Origin of the sequence: Helicobacter bizzozeronii, assembly GCF_900196775.1 — a bacterium.
Taxonomy (GTDB): Bacteria; Campylobacterota; Campylobacteria; order Campylobacterales; family Helicobacteraceae; genus Helicobacter; species Helicobacter bizzozeronii.
The window spans coordinates 1-20,319 of record NZ_FZLB01000035.1; the positions used below are offsets into that span (position 1 = coordinate 1).

The 20,319-nt window shown below is 46.3% G+C and carries 18 protein-coding genes; 3 read left to right on the forward strand and 15 right to left on the reverse strand.

Annotated features, from left to right (window positions below; genetic code table 11):
• The 8 genes from C5684_RS04475 to moaA all read right to left on the reverse strand — a co-directional run.
• Positions 1-884: hypothetical protein (locus tag C5684_RS04475; protein WP_104639534.1), on the reverse strand; the 884-nt coding region annotated here is incomplete at its 3' end.
• Complete coding sequence (locus C5684_RS04480; RefSeq protein WP_104639535.1) at positions 881-2,008, reverse strand: hypothetical protein; 1,128 nt, start codon at positions 2,006-2,008, stop codon at positions 881-883. The genes C5684_RS04475 and C5684_RS04480, both read right to left, overlap by 4 nt.
• Positions 2,009-2,167: 159 nt before the next feature.
• The gene (gatB, locus tag C5684_RS04485; RefSeq protein ID WP_013891192.1) at positions 2,168-3,601 is read right to left on the reverse strand and encodes an Asp-tRNA(Asn)/Glu-tRNA(Gln) amidotransferase subunit GatB; all 1,434 of its coding nucleotides are present in this window, start codon (positions 3,599-3,601) and stop codon (positions 2,168-2,170) included.
• Between the two features lie 9 nt (positions 3,602-3,610).
• Complete coding sequence (locus C5684_RS04490; RefSeq protein WP_104639548.1) at positions 3,611-4,834, reverse strand: M16 family metallopeptidase; 1,224 nt, start codon at positions 4,832-4,834, stop codon at positions 3,611-3,613.
• A gap of 202 nt (positions 4,835-5,036) precedes the next feature.
• Positions 5,037-6,086: a dehypoxanthine futalosine cyclase gene (locus tag C5684_RS04495; RefSeq protein WP_104639536.1), complete on the reverse strand. Its 1,050-nt coding sequence runs from the start codon at positions 6,084-6,086 to the stop codon at positions 5,037-5,039.
• Between the two features lie 8 nt (positions 6,087-6,094).
• On the reverse strand, positions 6,095-8,563 hold the full coding sequence (bamA, locus tag C5684_RS04500; RefSeq protein WP_104639549.1) for an outer membrane protein assembly factor BamA: 2,469 nt from the start codon (positions 8,561-8,563) through the stop codon (positions 6,095-6,097).
• 163 nt (positions 8,564-8,726) lie between these two features.
• Entirely contained in the window at positions 8,727-9,809 is a 1,083-nt protein-coding gene (mqnE, locus tag C5684_RS04505) for an aminofutalosine synthase MqnE (RefSeq protein WP_104639537.1), read from the reverse strand.
• A 16-nt stretch (positions 9,810-9,825) separates the two neighbouring features.
• Positions 9,826-10,794 carry a GTP 3',8-cyclase MoaA gene (gene moaA, locus C5684_RS04510; protein WP_104639538.1) on the reverse strand — a complete coding sequence of 323 codons (969 nt, stop codon included), beginning with the start codon at positions 10,792-10,794 and terminating at the stop codon, positions 9,826-9,828.
• Positions 10,795-10,873: 79 nt separating this feature from the next.
• Between moaA and C5684_RS04515 the strand changes: the two genes are divergently transcribed.
• Both C5684_RS04515 and flhB read left to right on the forward strand, forming a co-directional pair.
• Positions 10,874-11,461 (forward strand): NTP transferase domain-containing protein, encoded by a 588-nt coding sequence (locus C5684_RS04515; RefSeq protein ID WP_233708655.1) that lies wholly within the window; start codon positions 10,874-10,876, stop codon positions 11,459-11,461.
• The gene (gene flhB, locus C5684_RS04520; protein ID WP_104639539.1) at positions 11,454-12,515 is read left to right on the forward strand and encodes a flagellar biosynthesis protein FlhB; all 1,062 of its coding nucleotides are present in this window, start codon (positions 11,454-11,456) and stop codon (positions 12,513-12,515) included. Before C5684_RS04515 ends, flhB begins: the two co-directional genes overlap by 8 nt.
• Here flhB and C5684_RS04525 read toward each other — a convergent pair.
• Genes C5684_RS04525 through C5684_RS04535 form a run of 3 tightly spaced genes read right to left on the reverse strand, consistent with a single transcriptional unit; the run spans position 12,510 to position 15,658 of the window.
• On the reverse strand, positions 12,510-13,433 hold the full coding sequence (locus tag C5684_RS04525) for an alpha/beta fold hydrolase (protein ID WP_104639540.1): 924 nt from the start codon (positions 13,431-13,433) through the stop codon (positions 12,510-12,512). The genes flhB and C5684_RS04525 overlap by 6 nt on opposite strands.
• Positions 13,434-13,443: 10 nt before the next feature.
• A complete protein-coding gene (locus C5684_RS04530) occupies positions 13,444-14,256 on the reverse strand; it encodes a menaquinone biosynthesis family protein (protein ID WP_407645767.1) in 813 nt (270 codons plus the stop codon).
• A 34-nt stretch (positions 14,257-14,290) separates the two neighbouring features.
• Positions 14,291-15,658: a Na+/H+ antiporter NhaC family protein gene (locus tag C5684_RS04535; protein ID WP_104639542.1), complete on the reverse strand. Its 1,368-nt coding sequence runs from the start codon at positions 15,656-15,658 to the stop codon at positions 14,291-14,293.
• Between the two features lie 254 nt (positions 15,659-15,912).
• On the opposite strand from C5684_RS04535, the gene C5684_RS04540 reads away from it, so the two are divergent.
• Positions 15,913-16,506: a YkgB family protein gene (locus C5684_RS04540; protein WP_104639543.1), complete on the forward strand. Its 594-nt coding sequence runs from the start codon at positions 15,913-15,915 to the stop codon at positions 16,504-16,506.
• 279 nt (positions 16,507-16,785) lie between these two features.
• On the opposite strand, the gene C5684_RS04545 is transcribed toward C5684_RS04540, so the two are convergent.
• From C5684_RS04545 to C5684_RS04560, 4 genes are read right to left on the reverse strand one after another with little or no spacing between them, the layout of a single operon-like run.
• Positions 16,786-17,274, reverse strand: coding sequence for a hypothetical protein (locus C5684_RS04545; RefSeq protein WP_104639544.1), 489 nt, complete (start codon positions 17,272-17,274; stop codon positions 16,786-16,788).
• Entirely contained in the window at positions 17,274-17,852 is a 579-nt protein-coding gene (locus C5684_RS04550; RefSeq protein ID WP_104639545.1) for a hypothetical protein, read from the reverse strand. Before C5684_RS04550 ends, C5684_RS04545 begins: the two co-directional genes overlap by 1 nt.
• A gap of 13 nt (positions 17,853-17,865) precedes the next feature.
• Entirely contained in the window at positions 17,866-18,624 is a 759-nt protein-coding gene (locus C5684_RS04555; protein ID WP_104639546.1) for a hypothetical protein, read from the reverse strand.
• A gap of 1 nt (position 18,625) precedes the next feature.
• Positions 18,626-20,008, reverse strand: coding sequence for a dynamin family protein (locus C5684_RS04560; RefSeq protein WP_104639547.1), 1,383 nt, complete (start codon positions 20,006-20,008; stop codon positions 18,626-18,628).
• Positions 20,009-20,319: the final 311 nt, after the last annotated feature.

Below are 20,319 nucleotides of genomic sequence, written 5' to 3' on the forward strand. Positions count from 1 at the left end.
TTAAGCAAATCCCCTTGATGGGCAAATCCGCCTTGCTGGTAACCCTCTAAACACAGACTGCGCCCGATAATTTGTTGCTGGTGCAAAATGCTCAAGCACACCAAATCGCCAAGTTTTGAATGGGGCTTGGGGGTGCTACGCACAAGGGTATAGGGCGTGTCTTGCATGACAAGATAGTCTATGGAGTTTTGCAGGGATTCCCCTTTAAAGGCAAAAATACGGGGCATGGTTTTAAAATGCTCTAAAAGTTGGTTTGTAACAGCCTCTAGGGGGTATTTGTAGGGGTCGTTAGGATCATCTCTTAATTGATCGTAAAAATCATAGTAGTCAGAGTGCCACCAACCTTTAAATTCTCTAAATCGGTATAAATAAAACCCCTCTTTGCTAGCGATCCTAAATTCGAGCACAACAGGCTTATGTTGGGCTTGAGAAGTGAGCGTGGGCGGGATGAAGCGCAACATGGCTAATTTGATGAGTCTAATGCCTTGTTTGGGGGTATCCTCAAAGCTAGGTTCTGTGAAATCTTTCAAACAAAAACCTTTTTCAAGCGCGCCACTTGGCTTGATGATGCCCAAACACATGCCCTTAGCTTGCACCTGATAATCTTTGTAAAACTCGCCATAGGCGCTCAAAAGAAAGGTGTTGATCTTATGGCAGTGGGGCTTATCCTTTGGGCATGGGGCACTATATCTTGGGTAATCATCTAGACTAGAGGGCAAATCGCTTGCAGGGGGGTATAAAAAGAAACGCTGATACTGCCCAGCTTGCATAAAATCTGCTAGCCATTGTTTGATTGCCCCTAAGGCTTGTGCTTGCGTTGTGGCAAATAGATTACCAGCACCCAAAATCGCCACCCCGATCAAAAACCCCAATATCTTTTTCATCTGCGCGCACACAGCCCACGGAAACGGCACTCGGTTTCAAGTTTGGAGAGTTTGGGGATGCTTAGTTTATCCAATGGGAGCAAATTTTTAGCATTGGGATCGTCTCTGGGTTGTCTGTAAAAAATATCTGTGCCTAAAAGTTCTTTAAAAGCGCTCTTGGTCTCCACTTGGAAAACTTGTTGGCTATACTGGTATAAATACAAAGCCCCATCGATTTCTTTTAGAGTGATGAAACCTTTGTAAGCCTTGATAAAAGGTTTAGAGGTGGGTTTATTTTGCCAATAACTCTCTAGGGTCAAAAAACGCCCCTTGTGGGTGAATTTAGTTTGCGCCCCTGCGCTATGGCATAGAGCCCAATATCCAAGACCTTGGGGGCGGATATAATCACAACCAGCAAGAGGGGTGTGATCCAAGTAAAAATAGGGGGCGATTTGGAATAGAGTATAAGATCGCTTGCCCATCGTAACATCTACGGGGAGTTGTTGGGGAGGATTTTTGAGACCACAGAGGCGATCTTTGACCTGCATTTTTAATTGATTCAAAATGTTATTGTTGAGCTCACCCATGGCGATTTTATGCGCGCCCTCTGGGTCATCTTGGGATAGACAATAGCGATCGATTCTAGCATAAGCACTCTGTGCGCCGTAATAATCTAGGTAAAAGGTGCGATCGATAATTTTAAACACCAGAATAGGTAATGTGGGCTGCTCATAATAATCAAAACCCCCCCCAAGCACTAAAACCAAATAGGGTTCTTGGTTATGCTCCACAACTTGGGCAAATAAAGCCCCATTAAAACCCTCCAAACAAAAACCCTTGTAAAGTTTGCCTTGATACAACACACCCGAGCACATCCACGCATTGTTGGTGGCTTCATTATTGGCATAAAACTTGGCTTTGGCATAAAGAAAGGTGTATTTTTCCCCCTTAAACTCAATGGGGACTTTGTTCTCCACGCTCCATTCTGCTTGGGGGCTGATCACATAGTAATTGTTGGCATCTTGGCTCATCTCTTTGGGCACAAAATCCCGCACCCACTGCTTGACCTGCTCCATCGCTTTGCGATCGTCCATGGCGTGTAAGGATGCTAGGAAACAAATTAAAAAACATAGGAGTTTTTTCATGAGATGCCTTTTATTTTTCCCCCATTGTAACACATTGCCACATTCATTTTGGGGAGTGAGATTGCAGGAATACTAAAAACCCTTGTAGATTTGGATTTAAAAAGTGTGGCAACACCTCTAGAATTTAGGGCATCTGCCAAGTGCCCCCAAGGAGGGACTCTAAGAGCCCAGTTTTTCTTTTAAAAGCGTGTTGATCGTGGTGGGGTTGGCATTTTTTAAGCGTTTGAGCACTTGCCCCACAAAAAAGCCAAAGAGTTTGACCTTACCATTTTGGTATTCAGCGACCTTATCAGCGTGTTGGGCTAGCACTTCCTCAATGGCTTGCAAAAGCAGAGCACTATCATCCACTTGTGCCAAGCCCAGCTGGTTAATCCAATTATCCACATCGCTGGGCTGGGTCGTTTTCTGCTCCATCAGCTTATCTAAAATCTCTTTGCCCGCCTTGCCTGAGATATGCCCGGTGTCAATGTGGCGCACTAATAAACCCAGCGTATTAGCTTGGATGGCGCAATTTTCTAGACTTTGCTCGCCCCCCAAACGCCCCATTAGCTCCACTGCCAGCCATGTAAAACTCCCCTTAGCACTCGCACCCAAAGCCACCATTTCCTCAAAATAACGCGCGATTCCCACATCGCTAACCAACATTTGGGCATCTTCACTCTTAAGCCCTAGACTTTGGACATAGCGTTGTTTCTTGACTTCGGGCAACTCGGGGATATTTTGGGCTTTTTGCAAGAGTGCAGGCGGGATAAACACACGCCTAAGATCGGGATCGGGAAAGTAGCGATAATCAGCTGCCCCCTCTTTGTTGCGCATCGACTGGGTGATCCCCTTTGTGGTGTCAAAAAGCCTCGTTTCTTGCACCACCTCTTTAGCGTAAGTCCCGCGTTCGTAAGCCTCGCTTTGGCGTTCCACCTCGTATTCAATGGCTTTTTGGATGAATCTAAAGCTATTGAGGTTTTTGATCTCCACACGGGTATAAAGCTTGGGATCGCCCTTGGGGCGGATAGAGACATTGGCATCGCACCTAAAATTACCCTCTTGCATATTCCCATCGCAAATATCTAAAAAACACACAATGGCATGTAATTTTTTCAGATAGCTAATCGCCTCTTGGGGGCTACGCATATCCGGGCGGCTCACAATCTCTAAAAGGGGTGTGCCCGCGCGATTCAAATCCACCTTAGAAAAGGCATGCTCGTGGATATTCTTACCCGCATCCTCCTCTAAATGGGCGCGCTCAATGCCAATGCGTTTAACTTGCCCCTCCAGCTCAATATCTAAATACCCATCGCTGACAATAGGCAACTCGTATTGGGAGATTTGGTAGGCTTTGGGCAAATCGGGGTAGAAATAATTCTTGCGTGCAAAAATGCTATTTTGGTTGATTGTGGCATTGATCGCCGTGCCAAAGGCGATCGCCTTAGCTAGGGCTTGTTTATTCAGCACGGGCAGGGCTCCGGGCAACCCTAAGCACACCGGGCAGGTGTGGCTATTGGGGGTGTCCTTAAAGCTAGTCGGGCAGGAACAAAAAATCTTGGTTTGCGTGTTGAGCTGGGCATGCACCTCTAGTCCGATAATGGTTTCAAACATAAAACTCCTTTAGATACTATCCTTGGGTGCCATTTGTTGCTTTTTTTCCTCTTTTTGTTCTTGGATTTTGGGATCCATCGTAACAATGCCAAAGCTCAAGTCATTGATCTCGGTGTGGGATTTGATGTAGTCGTTGATCTCAGCAAGGCTCAAATGGCGGATGCGATCGAGCATGATCTTGTCATAATCCAAGGGCAGACCCAAATAAAAGTTGTGGAACTTGGTGGTCAAACGCTTGCTTAAAGTTTCATTGGCTAGGGGTTCAGAGCCTAGTAAGAATTTTTTAGCCCCATCTAGTTCCTCTTGGGTGATCCCCTTTGCCACAAACTCTTTAATGACTTCCCGCACTAAAGCAATGCTCTTATCTTGGTTTTCTAATTTGGTTTGTAAATAGCCCGTGGTGCAGTTGATGATTCTAGAGAGTTGGATACGCATGTAAGCACTATAAGCCAAGCCCTCTTTAACCCGAATTGTATCCATCAAGCGCGAGCCAAAGCCACTAGAGCCTAGCACAAAGCCCATCACTTTGGCTAAGGGCAATTCTTTTTCTAAGTCTTTCATGTGGAAGGGCGAGCCAAAGTAAATATAGGCTTGTTGGCTGTCCTTATAGATGACTTTGGTTTCGGGTTTTTGCGTGGTGCTAAAATAGGGGGTGAAAAAGGGTTTGTTGGAGGGGAGGGCTTCTAGGGTGGGTTTTAAAGCCTCTAGGGTTTTATCAATATCCATATCCCCGCCCATCACAATGATGAGTCGCTCAATGTCTAGCGCGTCCTCTAGGCGTTTTTTGACATCTTCTAAAGAGATGGATTTAATGCTCTTGGGTGTCCCAATGGAGGGGTGGGCTAGGGGGGTGTTAGCAAATAAAATCCCATTGAGCTCTAGCTGGGCTAAGTAGTCAAAATTACTCATCTTGTTTAGAGCTGCTGCGGTCATGCGTTTTTGCACCTTTTCTAGGGCACTGGGGGTGAGATTGGGCGAGAGCAAGAGATCATGGAGGTAGCCAACCGCCTTATCTTGGTATTCTTTTAAAAAACTCAAATCAATATGCAAGGACTCCAAGCGGATATCGGCATCTAGCGTGATGGCTAGTTCCTCAAGCTGTTCGGCAAATTTGACACTGCCTAGCTCCTTAGTGCCCTCATTGAGTATGCTAGCACTTAATTTGGAAAGCCCAAACTTGTCCTTGTCCATGATATTGCCCCCACCCATGAACATGAACTTGATCGCCCCCATAGGCAAGAGGTGGTTTTCCTCATAGATCACGGGGACCTTGATCCCCTTGACCTCAAAATACTTAATCCCTTCCCCGATCTGATTGCGTTTGATGGTCTGGGCTTGTTGCGTGCCTTGTTTATTTTGTTCCATTTTTCTTTCCTTCCATATTCCAATGATGATGAGTGCTACGATCAAGAGCCCTAATAAAATATAGCGTATCTTAGGCATGGTATCTCTTTAAAATTTCATAAGCGGTGTTGCGTTTGGCTGCAAGGCTCCCAATATCCCCAATTAAAGCCACCATCTCTTGTTCGTTCAAACAAAAACTCGTGCCTGCCGCCTTGACGACATTTTCCTCCATCATCACACTCCCTAGATCATTAGCCCCAAATAAGAGCGCTAACTGCCCGATGAACGCTCCTTGCGTAACCCATGAACTTTGGATATTTTTAATATTATCCAAAAATAACCGGCTACAAGCCAAGAGGCGCAAATAGCGATTCGAGCTGGCTTTTCTAATATGGGGCATTTCTTGTTGCAAGGGGGTAAAATCGGGCTGGAAACTCCACAAAATAAATGCCCGAAAGCCCCCCGTTTCATCTTGCAGATTGCGCACCCGCTCCAAGTGCTCGGCGATGTCCTCATTGGTGTCTGTCGTGCCAAACATCATGGTCGCCGTGCTTTTGATGTCCAGTTTGTGCGCCTCTTTATGCACCTCAATCCAGCGATCCGCACTCAGCTTTTTAGGCGCGATCACTTTTCTAACCCGATCGCTTAACATCTCTGCACCTGCCCCCGGGATCGAGCTTAAGCCCGCTGCTTTTAAACGGGCTAGCACCTCTGACAAGGATAGTTTAGAGATTTTGCTAATATAGTCAATCTCCACCGCTGAAAAGCCATGGATGGTGATGGTGGGGAATTTTTGGGCGATGTGGGCGATCAGATTTTCATAATAGTCAATTTTGAGCTGGGGATGCACCCCGCCTTGAAAGAGAATCTGCGTGCCCCCGATGGCTAAAAGTTCCTCGATTTTTTTATCGATGGTGTCAAAATCCAAAATATAAGCGTCTTTGTCCTTGAGCGTGCGTTTAAAAGCACAGAACTTACAATCCACAAAACAAATATTGGTGTAATTGATATTGCGATCCACAATAAAGGTCGTGGTGTTATCCGGGTGCAACTCCTGCTTTTTGGCTAATGCCATTTGCCCCAATTCCTTTAAGGGCTTGTGTGCCATGTAATCGAGTAATTCTGCTTTGCTCAAACGCATGTTTTCTCCTAAAAACGAGTCCCCATAGAAAATTCGAAACGCTGGGTGAGATCGCCCATGTTGGGGTTGAAATATAGACCTCTTTTGTCGCTCCAATCATTGAAAAAGGCAATGGGGAAGATCAAGACTAGAGGACCCATAGGTGAAATCCATTCAATTTGCAAACCTGTAGAGGCGCGCCAAGTGCCATGTTCATAGCCCGCACCGACCACACCATAATCTTTAAAACTCACATCAGTCCCATAGGCTTGTTGCCAAAAGCCCCCGGTTTTGGTGGGGGTTTTAAAGGTCAAAAAGCCCCAGTCAAAAAACCACGCCAAGCGCATTTTAGCTGACTTTAAAAGCCCATAGCTCAACTCCACAGAGCCCGTATAAAGCCCATCGCCCCCCACCCACATGCCCAAAGGCGTGCGGGGTGTGATCGAACTGCTCCTAAAGCCCCTAACTGTGGTAACACCCCCTAGATAAAAGACCGAGTTTAGGGGCAAGTAGTCTTCTGTGTTATAACGGAAGATGTAGCCCCCTTGGGTTTTAAAGCGCGCGATCAAATCAATCAAAATGTATTTTTGCAGGTGGTGGTAGGCGGCAAATTTACCATAAATTTTGACATTACGCACATTCCCCCCCAGCCCATTCCACGAATTTAAGTCCCCTTTGGAGGGCAAACCCGCCATGGTAACATAATTGGCAAAAGTAAAGCCATTTTTGGGGAAATAGTAGTCATCGGTGTTATCAAAGTTGGTGCTGAGAGTAAAAGAGCTGATTGCGGGTGTGTGGTAATCGCGATTCCAAAGCCCACGCATAAACTGCCCATTACTAAGTTTAACGGGTTCTCCATTGACCGTAATAATGGTGTTTTGGCTGCTATAAAATTGTTCATACAAGGGGCTAGAAAACCCCAAAATCTTGGTGATGTTGTAGCTATAACCTAGGTTCATGCTAAAGGTGTTGGTGAGCATGCGCCCCGCACTCACGCGAAAACCCCCGCCTTGTTGGATGTAGTTATAATTGATGATATATTCGGCAAAGAGGCTAATAGAAGAGCTATAGCGGCTATCAAAGATGCGTGGGTTGGTTAGGGTCAAGTTCCCCGAGAACATCCGCCCACTGCCTCTAATCCCATAATTCCGATTGCCCCCACCTGTGGAGATGTTGGCATACAAGCTCATGTTTTGGCCCGTGCCAAAGAGGTTTTTCTCGCTCACGCTCCCATTGAGCATCAACCCCCCATAGCTCCCATACCCCACGCCAAATTGCAACTGCCCTGTACGCCCCTCTTCCACATTCACCAAGAGGTCCATCAACTGGCTATTAACCCGTCTTTCCTCAATCTTGACCTTAGAGAAAAAGCCCAAACGGCGTAAGGCACTTTCTGAGTTGGCGACTTTGGTTAGGCTGTAACGCTCCTTAGGGCTTAACCACACCTCACGGCGAATCACCCGATCGCTGGTGCGTTGGTTGCCCGAGATGATGATATCATTGATATAGACCATATCCCCAGTTTCAATGCGGTAAATCACCTTCACCTTGCCATGTTTTTCATCTTTATCTAAGTCTGGTTTAACCACCGCAAAGGCATACCCCTGATCGGCGACCTCTCTTTTTAAGATTTGCGCATCGGCGCGCATGTGTTCAATGTTAAAGACTGCGCCCTTTTGCACCTTGATTGCCTTGAGCAATTTGGGGATGGGCACAACGGGTTTATTGATTTGGATTTCAATGCCTGAAACGCGGTATTGAATCCCCTCCTTGACTTTATAGTAGAGTTTGGCTTTATGCGTGCCAAAGTTGGTGTTCAAAAAAGGTGAGGACACATTGACATCGAGGAAACCATGGCGTAAATAGACATCTTGGATGCGCATGGAGTCATATTCTAATTCGTTTAAGTGCAATTTACCCGAGTTAAGCCCCCACATCCAGCCCATAAAGTCGCGTTGTTTGTTCGCACTCAAGCTTTCCACTACGCGTTGCTTGAGTTGCTTGCGCCCTTCATAAACCGAGCGGGTGATGTGGATATTATTCCCCCGATTCACATCAAAGATGATGCGGTAAGCCCCTTGATTGGCTAGCTTCTCGGTGCGCACTTCCACCACGCTCCCATAAAAGCCTTGTTGTTCTAGGGCAGCTTTTAAAATATATTTGGCATTTTCTAATTTGGTTTCATCGTAGGTATCCCCCTTTTTGATCCCCATTTGGGTATAGAGGTTTTCTTTTTCCTTTTCTGTGCCATAGCCCTTAATTTCAATACTCGCAATTCTAGGCTTTTCTTTAAAGTGAAACACCAATTTGCCATGATCGAAGGTGGCATAAACATCTTGGAAGTAACCTTGATTATAAAGTGCTAAGATCGCTTCATCGATTTTTTCAGGGTCTAAAATGTCATTTTGCCTAATCTTGGTGATTTCATTAGCCAGCATATCTGACATGTAGGAGAGATCTTCATATTCGATGCTTTTGATGCGCTCTTGCGCGTCCAAGGGTGAGAAAAACTGACCGATGCAAACCACAATAACGGCGAGAAACTTTTTAATGTTGCTGTCCTCACAATTCAAGCATGATGATTTGGATTGACCCTTATTATACCCAATTTTTCCAAAAGTAATAAAAAAATGAAGCTTTGGTAAATCAACACCTAATAGACTACCACACCCTCAAAGGATTATAAAGGCTATCCCTCTCCACCGCACAAAAACACGCATCTTTAATTTGGTAAATCAAATCCTCCTTGCTAACCCCCCGCTTGCTCTTAGCCCCCCCGGCTGATTGGATCATCTCCACCTCAATGGTGCCATCTAAATCATCTGCGCCAAATTCTTGAGCCACCACCGCCAAATTCAAGCCCAAAGTCGCCCAATAAGCCTTGATGTGGGGGATATTGTCTAGCACAATGCGGGCAATGGCGATCGTCTTTAAGATTTCAAGGGCACTTGGGCTTCTTTGCACCTTCAAAAAATTATGATCCCTTTGGTAGAGTAGGGGGATAAAGGCATTAAACCCCCCCTGCTTTGCCTCCACTTTGTCAGCTGGACTCTGCGTAGCCTTTAAGCGTAGCATGTGATCCAAGCGGTGCTCTCTATTCTCCACATGCCCAAAAAGCATGGTCGCATTACTCATTTTACCCAAAGAATGCCAATATTGGTGGATTTCAAGCCACCTAGTAGAGCTGACCTTGCCCGCACAAATGTGCTTTCTTACCTTTTCATCAAAAATCTCTGCCCCACCCCCGGGCATGCTATCCACGCCCGCACCCACCATGTCCTCTAACACCTCTTGGTAGGGCTTGTTAAACTTGCTGCTTAAAAAATGCACCTCAGCGGCGGTCATCGCCTTTAAGTGTAAATCCTTAAAGCTTGCCTTGATCGCCCCAAAGAGCCCCAAATACCATTCATAGCTATAATTAGGGTTGTGTGCGCCCACCACATGCACCTCTTTAATGCCCCTAGCATAGGAATCTTGGATTTGCTCCAAAATTTGCTCCTGAGTCATCTCATAGGGGTTGGGGTTCTTGCGGCTGGCTGAAAAAGCGCAGAACTTACAGCTATCCGCGCAAATATTGCTCGGGTTGATGTGGCGGTTGGTGTTGAAAAAAACCTTGTCTTGGTGCTTGTTGGTGCGTATAGTGTGTGCTACTTCTGCCAATACAAATAAATCATAATCATAGAGTTTAGCCAGAGTGCTTGCCTCATTGCATTGCCCGCTTAGGGCTTGTTCTAATAAATCCATTGTCATCCTTTTTGCTTCATCCCCCCGTTTTGTAAAATGCCCGTTCAGACACTTGGTTTTGCATGCCTGCTTGCCATAAATTCTTTTCAGGTTTGTTTTGCACGCTTTGGTGCAGGGCTTGGCGCATTTGGCTAGGCGTGCCCTTTAAAATCGCCTCCTTTGCGCTCACGCTATCTTGGTAATAAAGACAGGGGAAAATCGTGCCATCCGCACTCAGGCGGATTTTATTGCAATGTTTGCAAAAATCGTCATTGTGTGGGGCGATGATGCCAAATTCATAGCCATTCTCTAGGGTGTAAATCTTAGAAGGGCTTAACCCCTCGCTGATTAGCTTAACATGAGGGTATTTGGCTTGAATCACCCCTAAAATCTGCGCCTCACTCAAGCCTTTAAGTTGGCTATTGGCATGCGTGTTCTCCATGAACTCAATGTAGCGGATTTGGGCGTTTTTACCCCGTGCAAATTCCAAAAGCTCTAAAATTTCATCCTCATTAATGCCTTGCAACACGACCATGTTAAATTTCAGCCCCAAGCCCACTTTTAACGCCTCCTCCACGCCCTCTAAAACCGCTTTTAAGCCATCTTTTTGTGAGATTTTCGCCACCCGTTCGGGCTTGAGCGAATCCAAAGACACATTGATTCGTTCTACCCCCGCCTCTTTGAGGGCTTGGGCTTGGGCTTTGAGTAAAAATCCATTGGTGGTTAAAGCCAACTTGACATGGGGGGCGTAGGCGTGTATTTTGGCAATGAAGGGGGCTAAATCTTTGCGGATTAAGGGTTCGCCCCCCGTGATGCGGATTTTTTGGATGCCCTCATCAATGGCGATTTTGATAAACTCTAGCATTTTATCCAAGGGCAATAATTCCTCGCGATCAAAAAAATCCATGGGCGTGGTGGGCATGCAATACTGGCATCTAAAATTACATTGCTTGGTAACAGACACCCTCAAGTAATCCACGCGGCGATCAAAAGTGTCAATTAGCATGCTCTCTCCATGATTTTTTAGGCTAAAATACCAAATACAGCTACAATTTGGGCTGAAATCTCTTTTAAAATGATAGGAAATGCGCGCTTTTAAAATGGCAGACATGCCCTGTGTGATTCTAACCGGCGGGCAGAGCAAACGCATGCAAATAGACCAGCAACAAACCAATAAAGCCCTCCTGCCCTTTGGCAAATTTAGCACACTCCTAGCCTACCAATTTGATAAAATGTCTAGCTGGTTTGAAAAAGTCTATATCTCTAGCAAAAAACCCTATGACCTGCAAGCCCCCTATCTGTTGGATAACATGCCTAGCTACACCCCTTTAGCGGGCATTATGTCCGCCCTGAGCGTGGCTAACCCCTTTGTAGTTGTGATTCCTGTAGATATGCCCTTTGTCTCTTGGGCGACTATTCTAAAACTTTATAAACATAGAAATAAAGCCCTAGTGATCTACCCTAAAAGTGTGCAAAATTTTTATCTGTGCAGTGTGTGGCACAAAGACGCACTAGCCACCCTCCAGCAAGACCCCCCCCAAAGTATCCGCATGCTTTTGGCAAAATTGGGCGGTTTGGGCGTGGCAGTGGGGGCTAGTTTGGAATTTAGCAACCTCAACACCTATGAAGATTATTTGGAAGCACTCCAACACTTAAAGGACATCTATGGCTGAAGAAGAAAAAACCGAACTCCCCTCAGCCAAAAAGATAGAAAAAGCCCGTGAAGAGGGCAATGTGGCTAAAAGTATCGAGGTGGTGGGCTTTTTGGGGCTGGTGGCTAGCTTTGCATGTGTCTTTGCCTTTTTTAGTAGCTGGCTTGATGGTTTTAAAGACATGTTTAGGCAATCCTTGCACTGGATCAAATTAGATTTCACCCCCCATAATTTGCATGTGCTGGGTTGGGAGTTGCTAAAAGACTTGTTGTGGATTTTATTGCCCTTTTTATTTGTGGTGGCGTTGGTGGCGTTTTTGGCTAATGTCTTGCAATTTGGCTTTTTATTCAGCCCTAAGGCGATCGCCCCTAAATTGATGAAAATCAACCCCATCAATGGCTTTAAAAACCTCTTTAGCCTCAAAAAGCTCTTAGAGGGCGCGCTCATCACCACCAAAGTTTTTATCGCCTTTATTTTGGGCTTTGTGGTGGTCTATTGGTTCGCCCAAGAATTAGGGGGTGTGGCTAAGATCAATTTTAAAGCCCAACTGCTGTGGTTTAGGGACAAAGCCCTGTGGCTCATCGCCATTTTGTTATTTTTATTCTTGGTGGCTTCTATACTGGATTTTTTCATCAAAAAACGCCAATACATCAACTCGCTGAAAATGACTAAACAAGAAGTCAAGGACGAATACAAGCAACAAGAGGGCAACCCTGAGGTGAAAAACAAAATCAAGCAACTCATGCTTAAAAATTCGATGAGTAAGATGATGGCGGCAATTCCTAGTGCTAATGTCGTGGTTACCAACCCCACGCACTATGCGGTGGCTTTGAGGTTTGAGGAAAATGACCCTGCTCCTGTGGTGGTGGCTAAGGGAATCGATCACTTGGCAATCCGCATTAAGGGGATTGCCAGAGAACATGAGATTGAGATCATTGAAAACCCCCAACTAGCCCGCCAGCTTTATAAAGAAGTGGATATTGATGAGGTGATCCCTAAAATGCTCTTTGAGGCGGTGGCGATTGTCTTTGCCCAAGTGGCGCACCTAGAGCGCATGCGCAACCAAAAATCATAGCCCCTTGCGCTCCAACCACCCCAAGAGGGTTTGCAAGACCTCTTGTTTGTCTAGTTCATCAAAAATCTTGTGGCGATCTTTTTCAAACAAACGCAGGGTAATATCGCTAAAGCCTTGTTTAACCAAACAGCGGTAAGCCCGCACGACCCCCACGCCAAAATCCCCGCACACATCATCTAAGCCACTTAGAAGCAAAATAGGCAAACTCTTATCCCCATAAGCATGGGCATAAAAAGCGGAGCGCGCGCCCTCAAGCAGGCAAATAAAGCTATTAGTGCTAAACACAAAGCGACTCGCCTTATCCATGCTATAAAGCTTGATGACCCGCTCATCACGGCACAGCCAAGACCCCTTAGAGCCCATCGCCTTCACACGGGGGTGCTTGGAAAAAAGGGCATTAAGCCCCCAAGTAATTTCTATCCCCAAACTCCTAAAGATTTTAAGCAAGAACACATAGAGCCCTAGCCCCAAAAAGGGGGCGGGGGTGCCTGTAAGCACCAAAGCATCTAGCTTGCAATAATTGTGTTGCACCAAACGGCGCGCTAACAAAGAGCCCATGCTATGCCCCAAAAGCACTAACTTATGCGTGGGGTAAAGGGTTTTAATGTGGGTGGCTAATTTTGCCATGTCTTTGACCGCCCATTCAAAGCCATCAACCCCCATCTCCCCCCAGCACACCTCAGTGCTATTTTCCAGCACGCTCAAGCCATGCCCGCGGTGATCGGCAACAAAGACCACATACCCCCGATCGCATAGTTGTTCGGCTAGCCACACATAGTGGCGTTTGTGCTCCACCATGCCCGTAGCGATTTGCACCACTACCCCCCTAGATTCTGGGGGTTGATAATGATCAAAATGGATGTCTAGGTAACTGGGTTGTTGGCTACTAAAACGCCCTGAAAGACACCGCCCGCGCAAAACACCTCCTTTAAGAAAATCTCAACTGGTGGTAGTGGCTAGGGATCAGATGATCCGCACATGTGATCCACTCCGGATACAAGCCATGCTTAAAACCCAACTCAAAGAGCTTATCAATGCCTTGTTGTTGTTCTGAACTGAGTGTATAAGAACTGGCATTGGCATATAAATCCAAGTAATGGCGTAGGTGGTGGGCATCAACTCGGATTAATCCGCGCTCCATAAGCATGCTAGAGAGCAGATCGGCATGCTCAAGGGCGATTTGGATTGCCCGACTCAAATTTTTCTCTAAGCTAATGGCTTGGGTTAGGGGGATGGATCGCCGCAAGACCATGCCCCCTAAGGGCAAGGGCAAAGTAGAGTTAGAGAGTTCGCACCATATCTCCCACAATTCTTTTTCCACCACCAAATCGCTATGAAAATCCAAAATACTCTCATGGATAAGCACGCCCGCATCCACTTTTCCGCTTAAAACTGCCCTCTCAATCTCTAAGAAATTTTGATACACCACTCTAGCCTGTGGGTAGTAGAGTCTAAATAAAAGGGCGTTGGTGGTGTATTGCCCGCTCAAAGCGACCTTGAAATTCTTTTTTAGGGGCTTGTCTTTACGCCGCACCAACTTAGGACCATAGCCTAGCCCAAAGCTAGTAGCGCATTGCAACAAGGCGTAATTGTCCTTGATCAAGGGGTAGAGTCCAAAGCTCACCGCACTAATGGCATGCGTGCCCTTGAGGGCTTCTTGATTGAGGGTTTGAATGTCTAGGGCGTGGTGGGTGAAGGGCTTAGGCAGATCCACCCAGCCAAAAACAATGGGGTAGAACATAAAGATGTCATCGGCATCGGGGCTATGGGCAATACTAAGCAAGGGGGAGGTCTTTTCTTTTTTTCTCTAAACTCCTCAGCACCCAAGTGCTATAAGTCCCCGAGAAAATATATAAAAGCATAAACACCCCTAAGAGCCCCTGATACCACAGCAAGGGCAAGACCTCTAAAAAGGACACCGCCCCTTTAGCAAAGCCTAATAAAATAAGCATTTGCGCCCCATAAGGCAATAGCCCTTGAAAAATGCATGAAAAGACATCTAAGATCACCGCACTTTCACGGCGATCCACCCCAAAACGCACGCTGATACGGCGGCTAATCTCACCGGCAATCACAATAGAGACGGTGTTATTGGCAATGGCAATATCAATGAGGCTAATAAGCGTGGCGATCCCGACCTTCGCGCTTTTCTTGCCCACAATGATCTTTTCAATTTTGGAGATGATCCATGCAATGCCCCCTTGCTTGGTTACCATAAAAGCAATCCCCCCCGTGAGCAAAGAGAGCAAGAAAATTTCTTGCATGCTAGAAAAGCCATTGTAAATTTCTTTGGCAAACCCCAGCAGGGTAAAAGAGCCATAGTAAATCCCAATGATGCCCGATAAAATGACCCCACAAAAGAGCACCACAAAGACATTGATCCCCAAAACAGCCAACAAGAGCACAAAAAGATAGGGGATGGTTTTGATAAAATTAAAATCATGAGTCCCCATCGTGGCAATACTCTCAGGTTTGCCAAAGATCAGCAAGAGAAAAATGGTGAGGATGCTAGCAGGCAGGGCAATATAAAGGTTGATCTTGAATTTGTCGCTCATCTCCACCTCTTGCGTGCGGGTGCTAGCAATCGTAGTGTCTGAGATGATGGAGAGATTATCCCCAAACATCGCCCCGCCCAGCACGGCTGCCAAGACTAGGGGCAAGGATAGCCCGCTTTCTTGGGCTAGACCAATGGCAATGGGCCCTAAAGCCACAATCGTGCCCACACTCGTGCCAATGGAGGTGGAGATAAAAGCAGCAATCACAAAGAGTCCAGCTGCCAAATAGGGGGCGGGGATATAGGTTAAACCCAAATTAACCGTGGCTTCCACCCCACCGCTAGCCTTGCTAACCACAGCAAAAGCCCCAGCCAAAAGGTAGATGATACACATGATCATGATATTCTTATCCCCACAGCCGGCTAAGAAATCATCAAATTTTTTGTTTAGATTATCTTTGAAGATCAAAAAAGCCACCGCTACGCCCACAGTGGCAGCAACAGGTCCTGAGACTTGGTAAAAGCCCATCTTGACCCCGCTCAGTTCTAAATAAAGTCCTGCACCTAAATAAATGGCAATGAAAACGATGAAGGGAATAAGACCAACAAAACTAGGCTTTATCTTTTGGGTATCCTCTTGAATTGGCATGGCGATCCTTTAGTGTTGTTTTTTTAAGGCAAAAAATCCAAATTCCACAACACTAGCGCATCAGTTTGCCTAAGTGCTCCACAGAGAAGCGTCCCATGTTGGGTGCCCCCATCACGCCCAAAGCTTGTAAAATCAGATTACAACTCTTTGGGACACTCAACATCAAAACTCCTTTAAAATATTAAAACGGGCATTCTAGCGTGTTTTAGTTAAAATTGTGCTAAGGTGTAGGATTTTAGATTGAGGAGTTTTAAATGGGATTGAATCAACAAATCGCACAAAAAATTAGCCAATTGAAAGAGCGCGCTTTTTGGTGTGTCCGCTTGGGTTTATTTGTGATTCTGGCATGGATAGGATCGCTTAAATTTGCCGATTATGAAGCAAGGGGCATTGTCCCCTTGCTAGCCCATTCGCCCTTGGGCAAGTGGCTCTACCACCATGCCCCATCTTACCAAGAACACACCAAAGACACACCAACAGATCGCACATGGCACCAGCAAAACAAGACCTACCAAGTGTCCTATGCCATCGGTGCTTTGGAGCTTTTCTTGGCTCTTTTATTGCTCTTGGGTCTGTGGTTCCCCTTAAGTGGCATGGTGGGCGGGTTGCTGGTGGCTGGTATGGGCTTAGTAACCCTCTCTTTTATCATCACCACTCCGGGTATTTGGATACCCCATCTGGGCTTCCCTTATTTGAGTGGGAGTGGGCAGTCCTTGCTCAAAGATTTGCTCTTATTCTCGGGGGGTCTTTTGGTGGCAAGCTTGGATGCGCAACGCTGGTTAGAGCACAAGGGCCTTTCAAGCACCCCAACCCAAACCACATGCGGCAAAAAGGGCTGTTGTGGGTAACATATAGCTAGGTTTTAGTAGGAACACTTGGAAGTGCTTTGGCTGTGGCAAGTATGGGGATAGCATTAATTTGTAAAAAGCCCTAGATTGTCCAGAAATCTATCACGAACACAGCCTCTATCCTGCCCATGACGACCCGATGATCTTGTATTCAGCCAAACAACTTTGTGGTTTGGAGAGATAGCCTAGTGGAACAAGCCAAATGCAAGAGCACATTACAAAGTTTCAAACTAATGAAAACACACTTGCACATATTGAACAATTGCTGGAGCAATCAGTTTAGAGAAACTTGGGTGTTTTTCGTGTTTGGAAGCAGAGAAACTCTTCAAAAGAGAGTGCGCTAGCATGCCTTAGCCAAAGGTGACTAGCCTTGATTTTACGCATTAAGAGCTTGCCTTGGATTTTCTCTAAGAGTTGTTTAACCTTATAAGCTACAAATCTTTTAAACACGGCCCTAAATACATAATGAAGGTGAGTAGTTGTAAGGTCTGTGCTCCTATTGATGAAGACTTGAAAATCTAAATTAAGTGTGATGTCCGCACTTTTGAGGGTTTCAAAGCGCAAATGCGTGTAGCTTTTGAGTTGGGTTTCTAAATACTGTTGCAGGCGTGCCTCTATGCGCTTAATGTTGTTTTGGTAACGCTTAGCGATCTCTAATAATTGCCTTTCCTCATCGTCCTCTGGCTCTTTTAGCCCCAATCTTTCGTATCTCTTGCCCTTATACTGGTAAAAATCCGCCTTTGTGCTGTTGAGGATAAAGTGGTGCATCATCGCCTCTTTGCGGCGTTTTTAGGGGTTTGCAAGGCGTGCAAATCATAAGAGGCGATGAAGTGTTTAAAGGCAAATTTTAACGCCCTTTTTTCCCGCCCCTTACTTTGAATTTCTAACCCCCTAACGCGCCTAGAGCAGGGCTCAAGCAAATTTGTTTCTTTATTGAGGCGGTTCTTTAATATCCTCTGCACAGCTACAATCGATTGGCGCACATTCCCTTTAAACTCTTGTAGGGAGTCTTTGAGCACTTGGGCTAGGCGTTCTTGCATTTGATCCTCTTTGTTGCGCCCCGGACTTAGGGCAAAGATTTCTTGGCACTTGGGATCGTCTAGGCTAATTTGGGCATGCAATTTCTCACAAAAACAGCGGATATGCTTAAAGATAGCCACTTGGTGGTTAAAAATGTCCTTGAATAAAGGACTCCTCTTATCCACGCCCGCTAGCAAGCGATCGAAGGCGATAAAATGTGTGCGCAACACCTCTAGAGCGAGCCCATCAAAAAAGGCTAAAACCCTTGCACGCCACTTGGTTAAAATCCCCTCTAACTCCTTGCGGGTCTGCTCTTTTGTTGCCATTTAAGCCCCGTGTTTAACGCCCGAATTGCTGGCGGGCATAGGCTGCGCTAAAAAACTCAAAAGCCAAATCTAATTGCTTTTGCTCTTTTTGAGCCACATCGCTTGCCTCTTGGATGTCTTTTAAGGCTGTGTAGCTGTGGTGGATGAATTTGTCTTCCTTAGCCAGCTCATCCTCTAAGCGTTCCTTCACGCTGGCAATCGAGCCCTGCAACTTCTCCCTAACCTCTGCTTGAAACCCCCTTAGGGAGTCTTGGAGCACCTGTTTAATGAGCTTGTCCATCCGCTCCTCTTTTTCCTTGCCTGCACTGAGGGCAAAGATTTCTTGGCACTTGGGATCGTCTAGGCTGATCTTGGTGTAAAGTCTCTCGTGAAAGCCGTTGATGTCCTTAGATAGAGAACTGCGCCGTTTGTTGATATTTTGCAATAGGGAGTGCAGATCGCGCTTGCGCCCCATTTTGTAAATCTCCTCGACCAAGAAATTAAACATGCCATCGCATTGGTTGGTCAAGGCTTGTTTGGGCTCTTGTGCCATCTCTCTAGCCTTTTCCTTGAGCGTGGCTAAAATTTGGTTGAGCTCTTGAGCAACCTCTGCAGACGATCGCCCTGAATATTCCTCATCATCGTCATCATCGTAACTGCTAGCATTGAAAGCGGGGGTCTGCCCCACTGCACTAGCGGTTTCTCTGCCAGAACTAAAGATACTTCCAACCTTTTCTGCTACCCAACTGCAAGCACTCTTAACCGCACCCCAAACACTGCCCCAAAATCCCATTTCACACCCCGCTTTCTTTAATGATTTTCTCAATCTGCGCGTCCAAATTGTCTAAGACCTTTTTGGATTCGGCATCAAAATCGCTGATCAAAAACTCAAACTCCCGCTTGGATTCTTCCAAGTCCTTTAACTTGCGCCTATCCTTCTCTAACTTGGCGTTGATTTGGGCGGTGTCCCCGCGCGCGCTGGTGTAATCCTCGCCCAAACTTTGGGCGTGGTGTCCAAAATAGCCCTTCATTTCTTGCTGGATCGCGCTGTAACTCCTGCGCGTGTCCTCTAAGATTTCGTGTTGGGCACCCTCCAAAACATCCTCTTTAATCCTTTGGTGGATCGCCTCCACATTAGAGATTTTTTGCAGGGCGTTGAGGTGGGGGGCTACATTGCCATCTTCAAAAAACCCATAGCACAGCTTTTTAAGCTGTTTCTCCTCCTCTGCGCCCAATGTGCCTTGCTGTGCCATTGTGCAAAGCAAGGACAAATGCCCAGAAACATGGATGATGTTTTGCTCAGCGAGTTTAGGGCTATAACCCGTTTTGCCCTTACCGCTGTGATCCACGACTAGCCACTCCGTCCATTTGGCTTTGATCTTTGCCCAATCTTTGGCGGGGTTGTTGAGCCCGTCATAACGCGTCCCCAAAGTATAGACCTTCTCTGGATGCCCGCAGGTGTTGTCAAAAATCTTATAAAGCGTCTTCACCTCCTGATCGCGCAAATTGGTGCAATTCACACACATTAAAACCACATTGGCGCGTTGGATATAGTTGCGCGTAACATCCGAGCGGTAGCGCACGGCATCATTCAAGCCCGGGGTATCCACAAAGACGATGTTTTTCTCATAGGGGAACTCGGGGAACTCAATGGTAACCTCTTTGACAAAATAATGCACGGGTGATCTAGAGGAGGTGTATTTAGCCAAACATTCTTTACTCAAGGGCTCGCTGATAGCAGACATCCCTAGCCACTTCTCCTTTTCTTGATCGGCTTGGGATTGGTGGTATTCCCTAAAGAAATTCCCTCCGCTCTGCTTGGCACTCTCCAAGAGTTGCGCCCACTCGGCGGAGGTGTAAAAACTGATGGTGGCAAGGGGCTTAGAGCCGTATTTAAACTTAGTGAGCACGGCGGTTTCAGGATTGACATCCACGCTGGCGTAATCCTTTTTGAGCATCGCATTAATCAAGGTGGACTTGCCCGCCTTGATTGTGCCCACAAAGGCGATTTGAAAACTCGCATCGCGTTTTAAAAATTGCTCAATCTGATTAATAAAGCCCTGTATCTCTTGGGCGTTTTCTGGCATATAGCCCTGCAAGACTTTTAAGAAGTTGCGTGTTCGCACCGCCTCCTCAAATACCCCTTGCAAATCCTCAAGCGGGGCGCGCACCTGCACATTTGTCCTAGCCTTTTGGCTCTCTTTAAGGAAGTTTTGGACTCTCTCTTGGACCTGCTTTAGGCTTTCGTGGTTTTGATACTCACCTCCACCTCACCCCTCCTCTCACTCCCCCCCTACCAACCCCCCCCCCGAAAAAAACCCCCCACACTACAACTATATCCCACACAGCTAACACACACGTCTTCAACACACCGATATGTCCTTACCGACAAAATAGTTTGAACTGGACGGCCAGCTAGTCAGCAAAGACGTAAAGGGTGACTGGATATAGAAAACCATGATAAGTACTCTAACCATTTGCGAGTGCA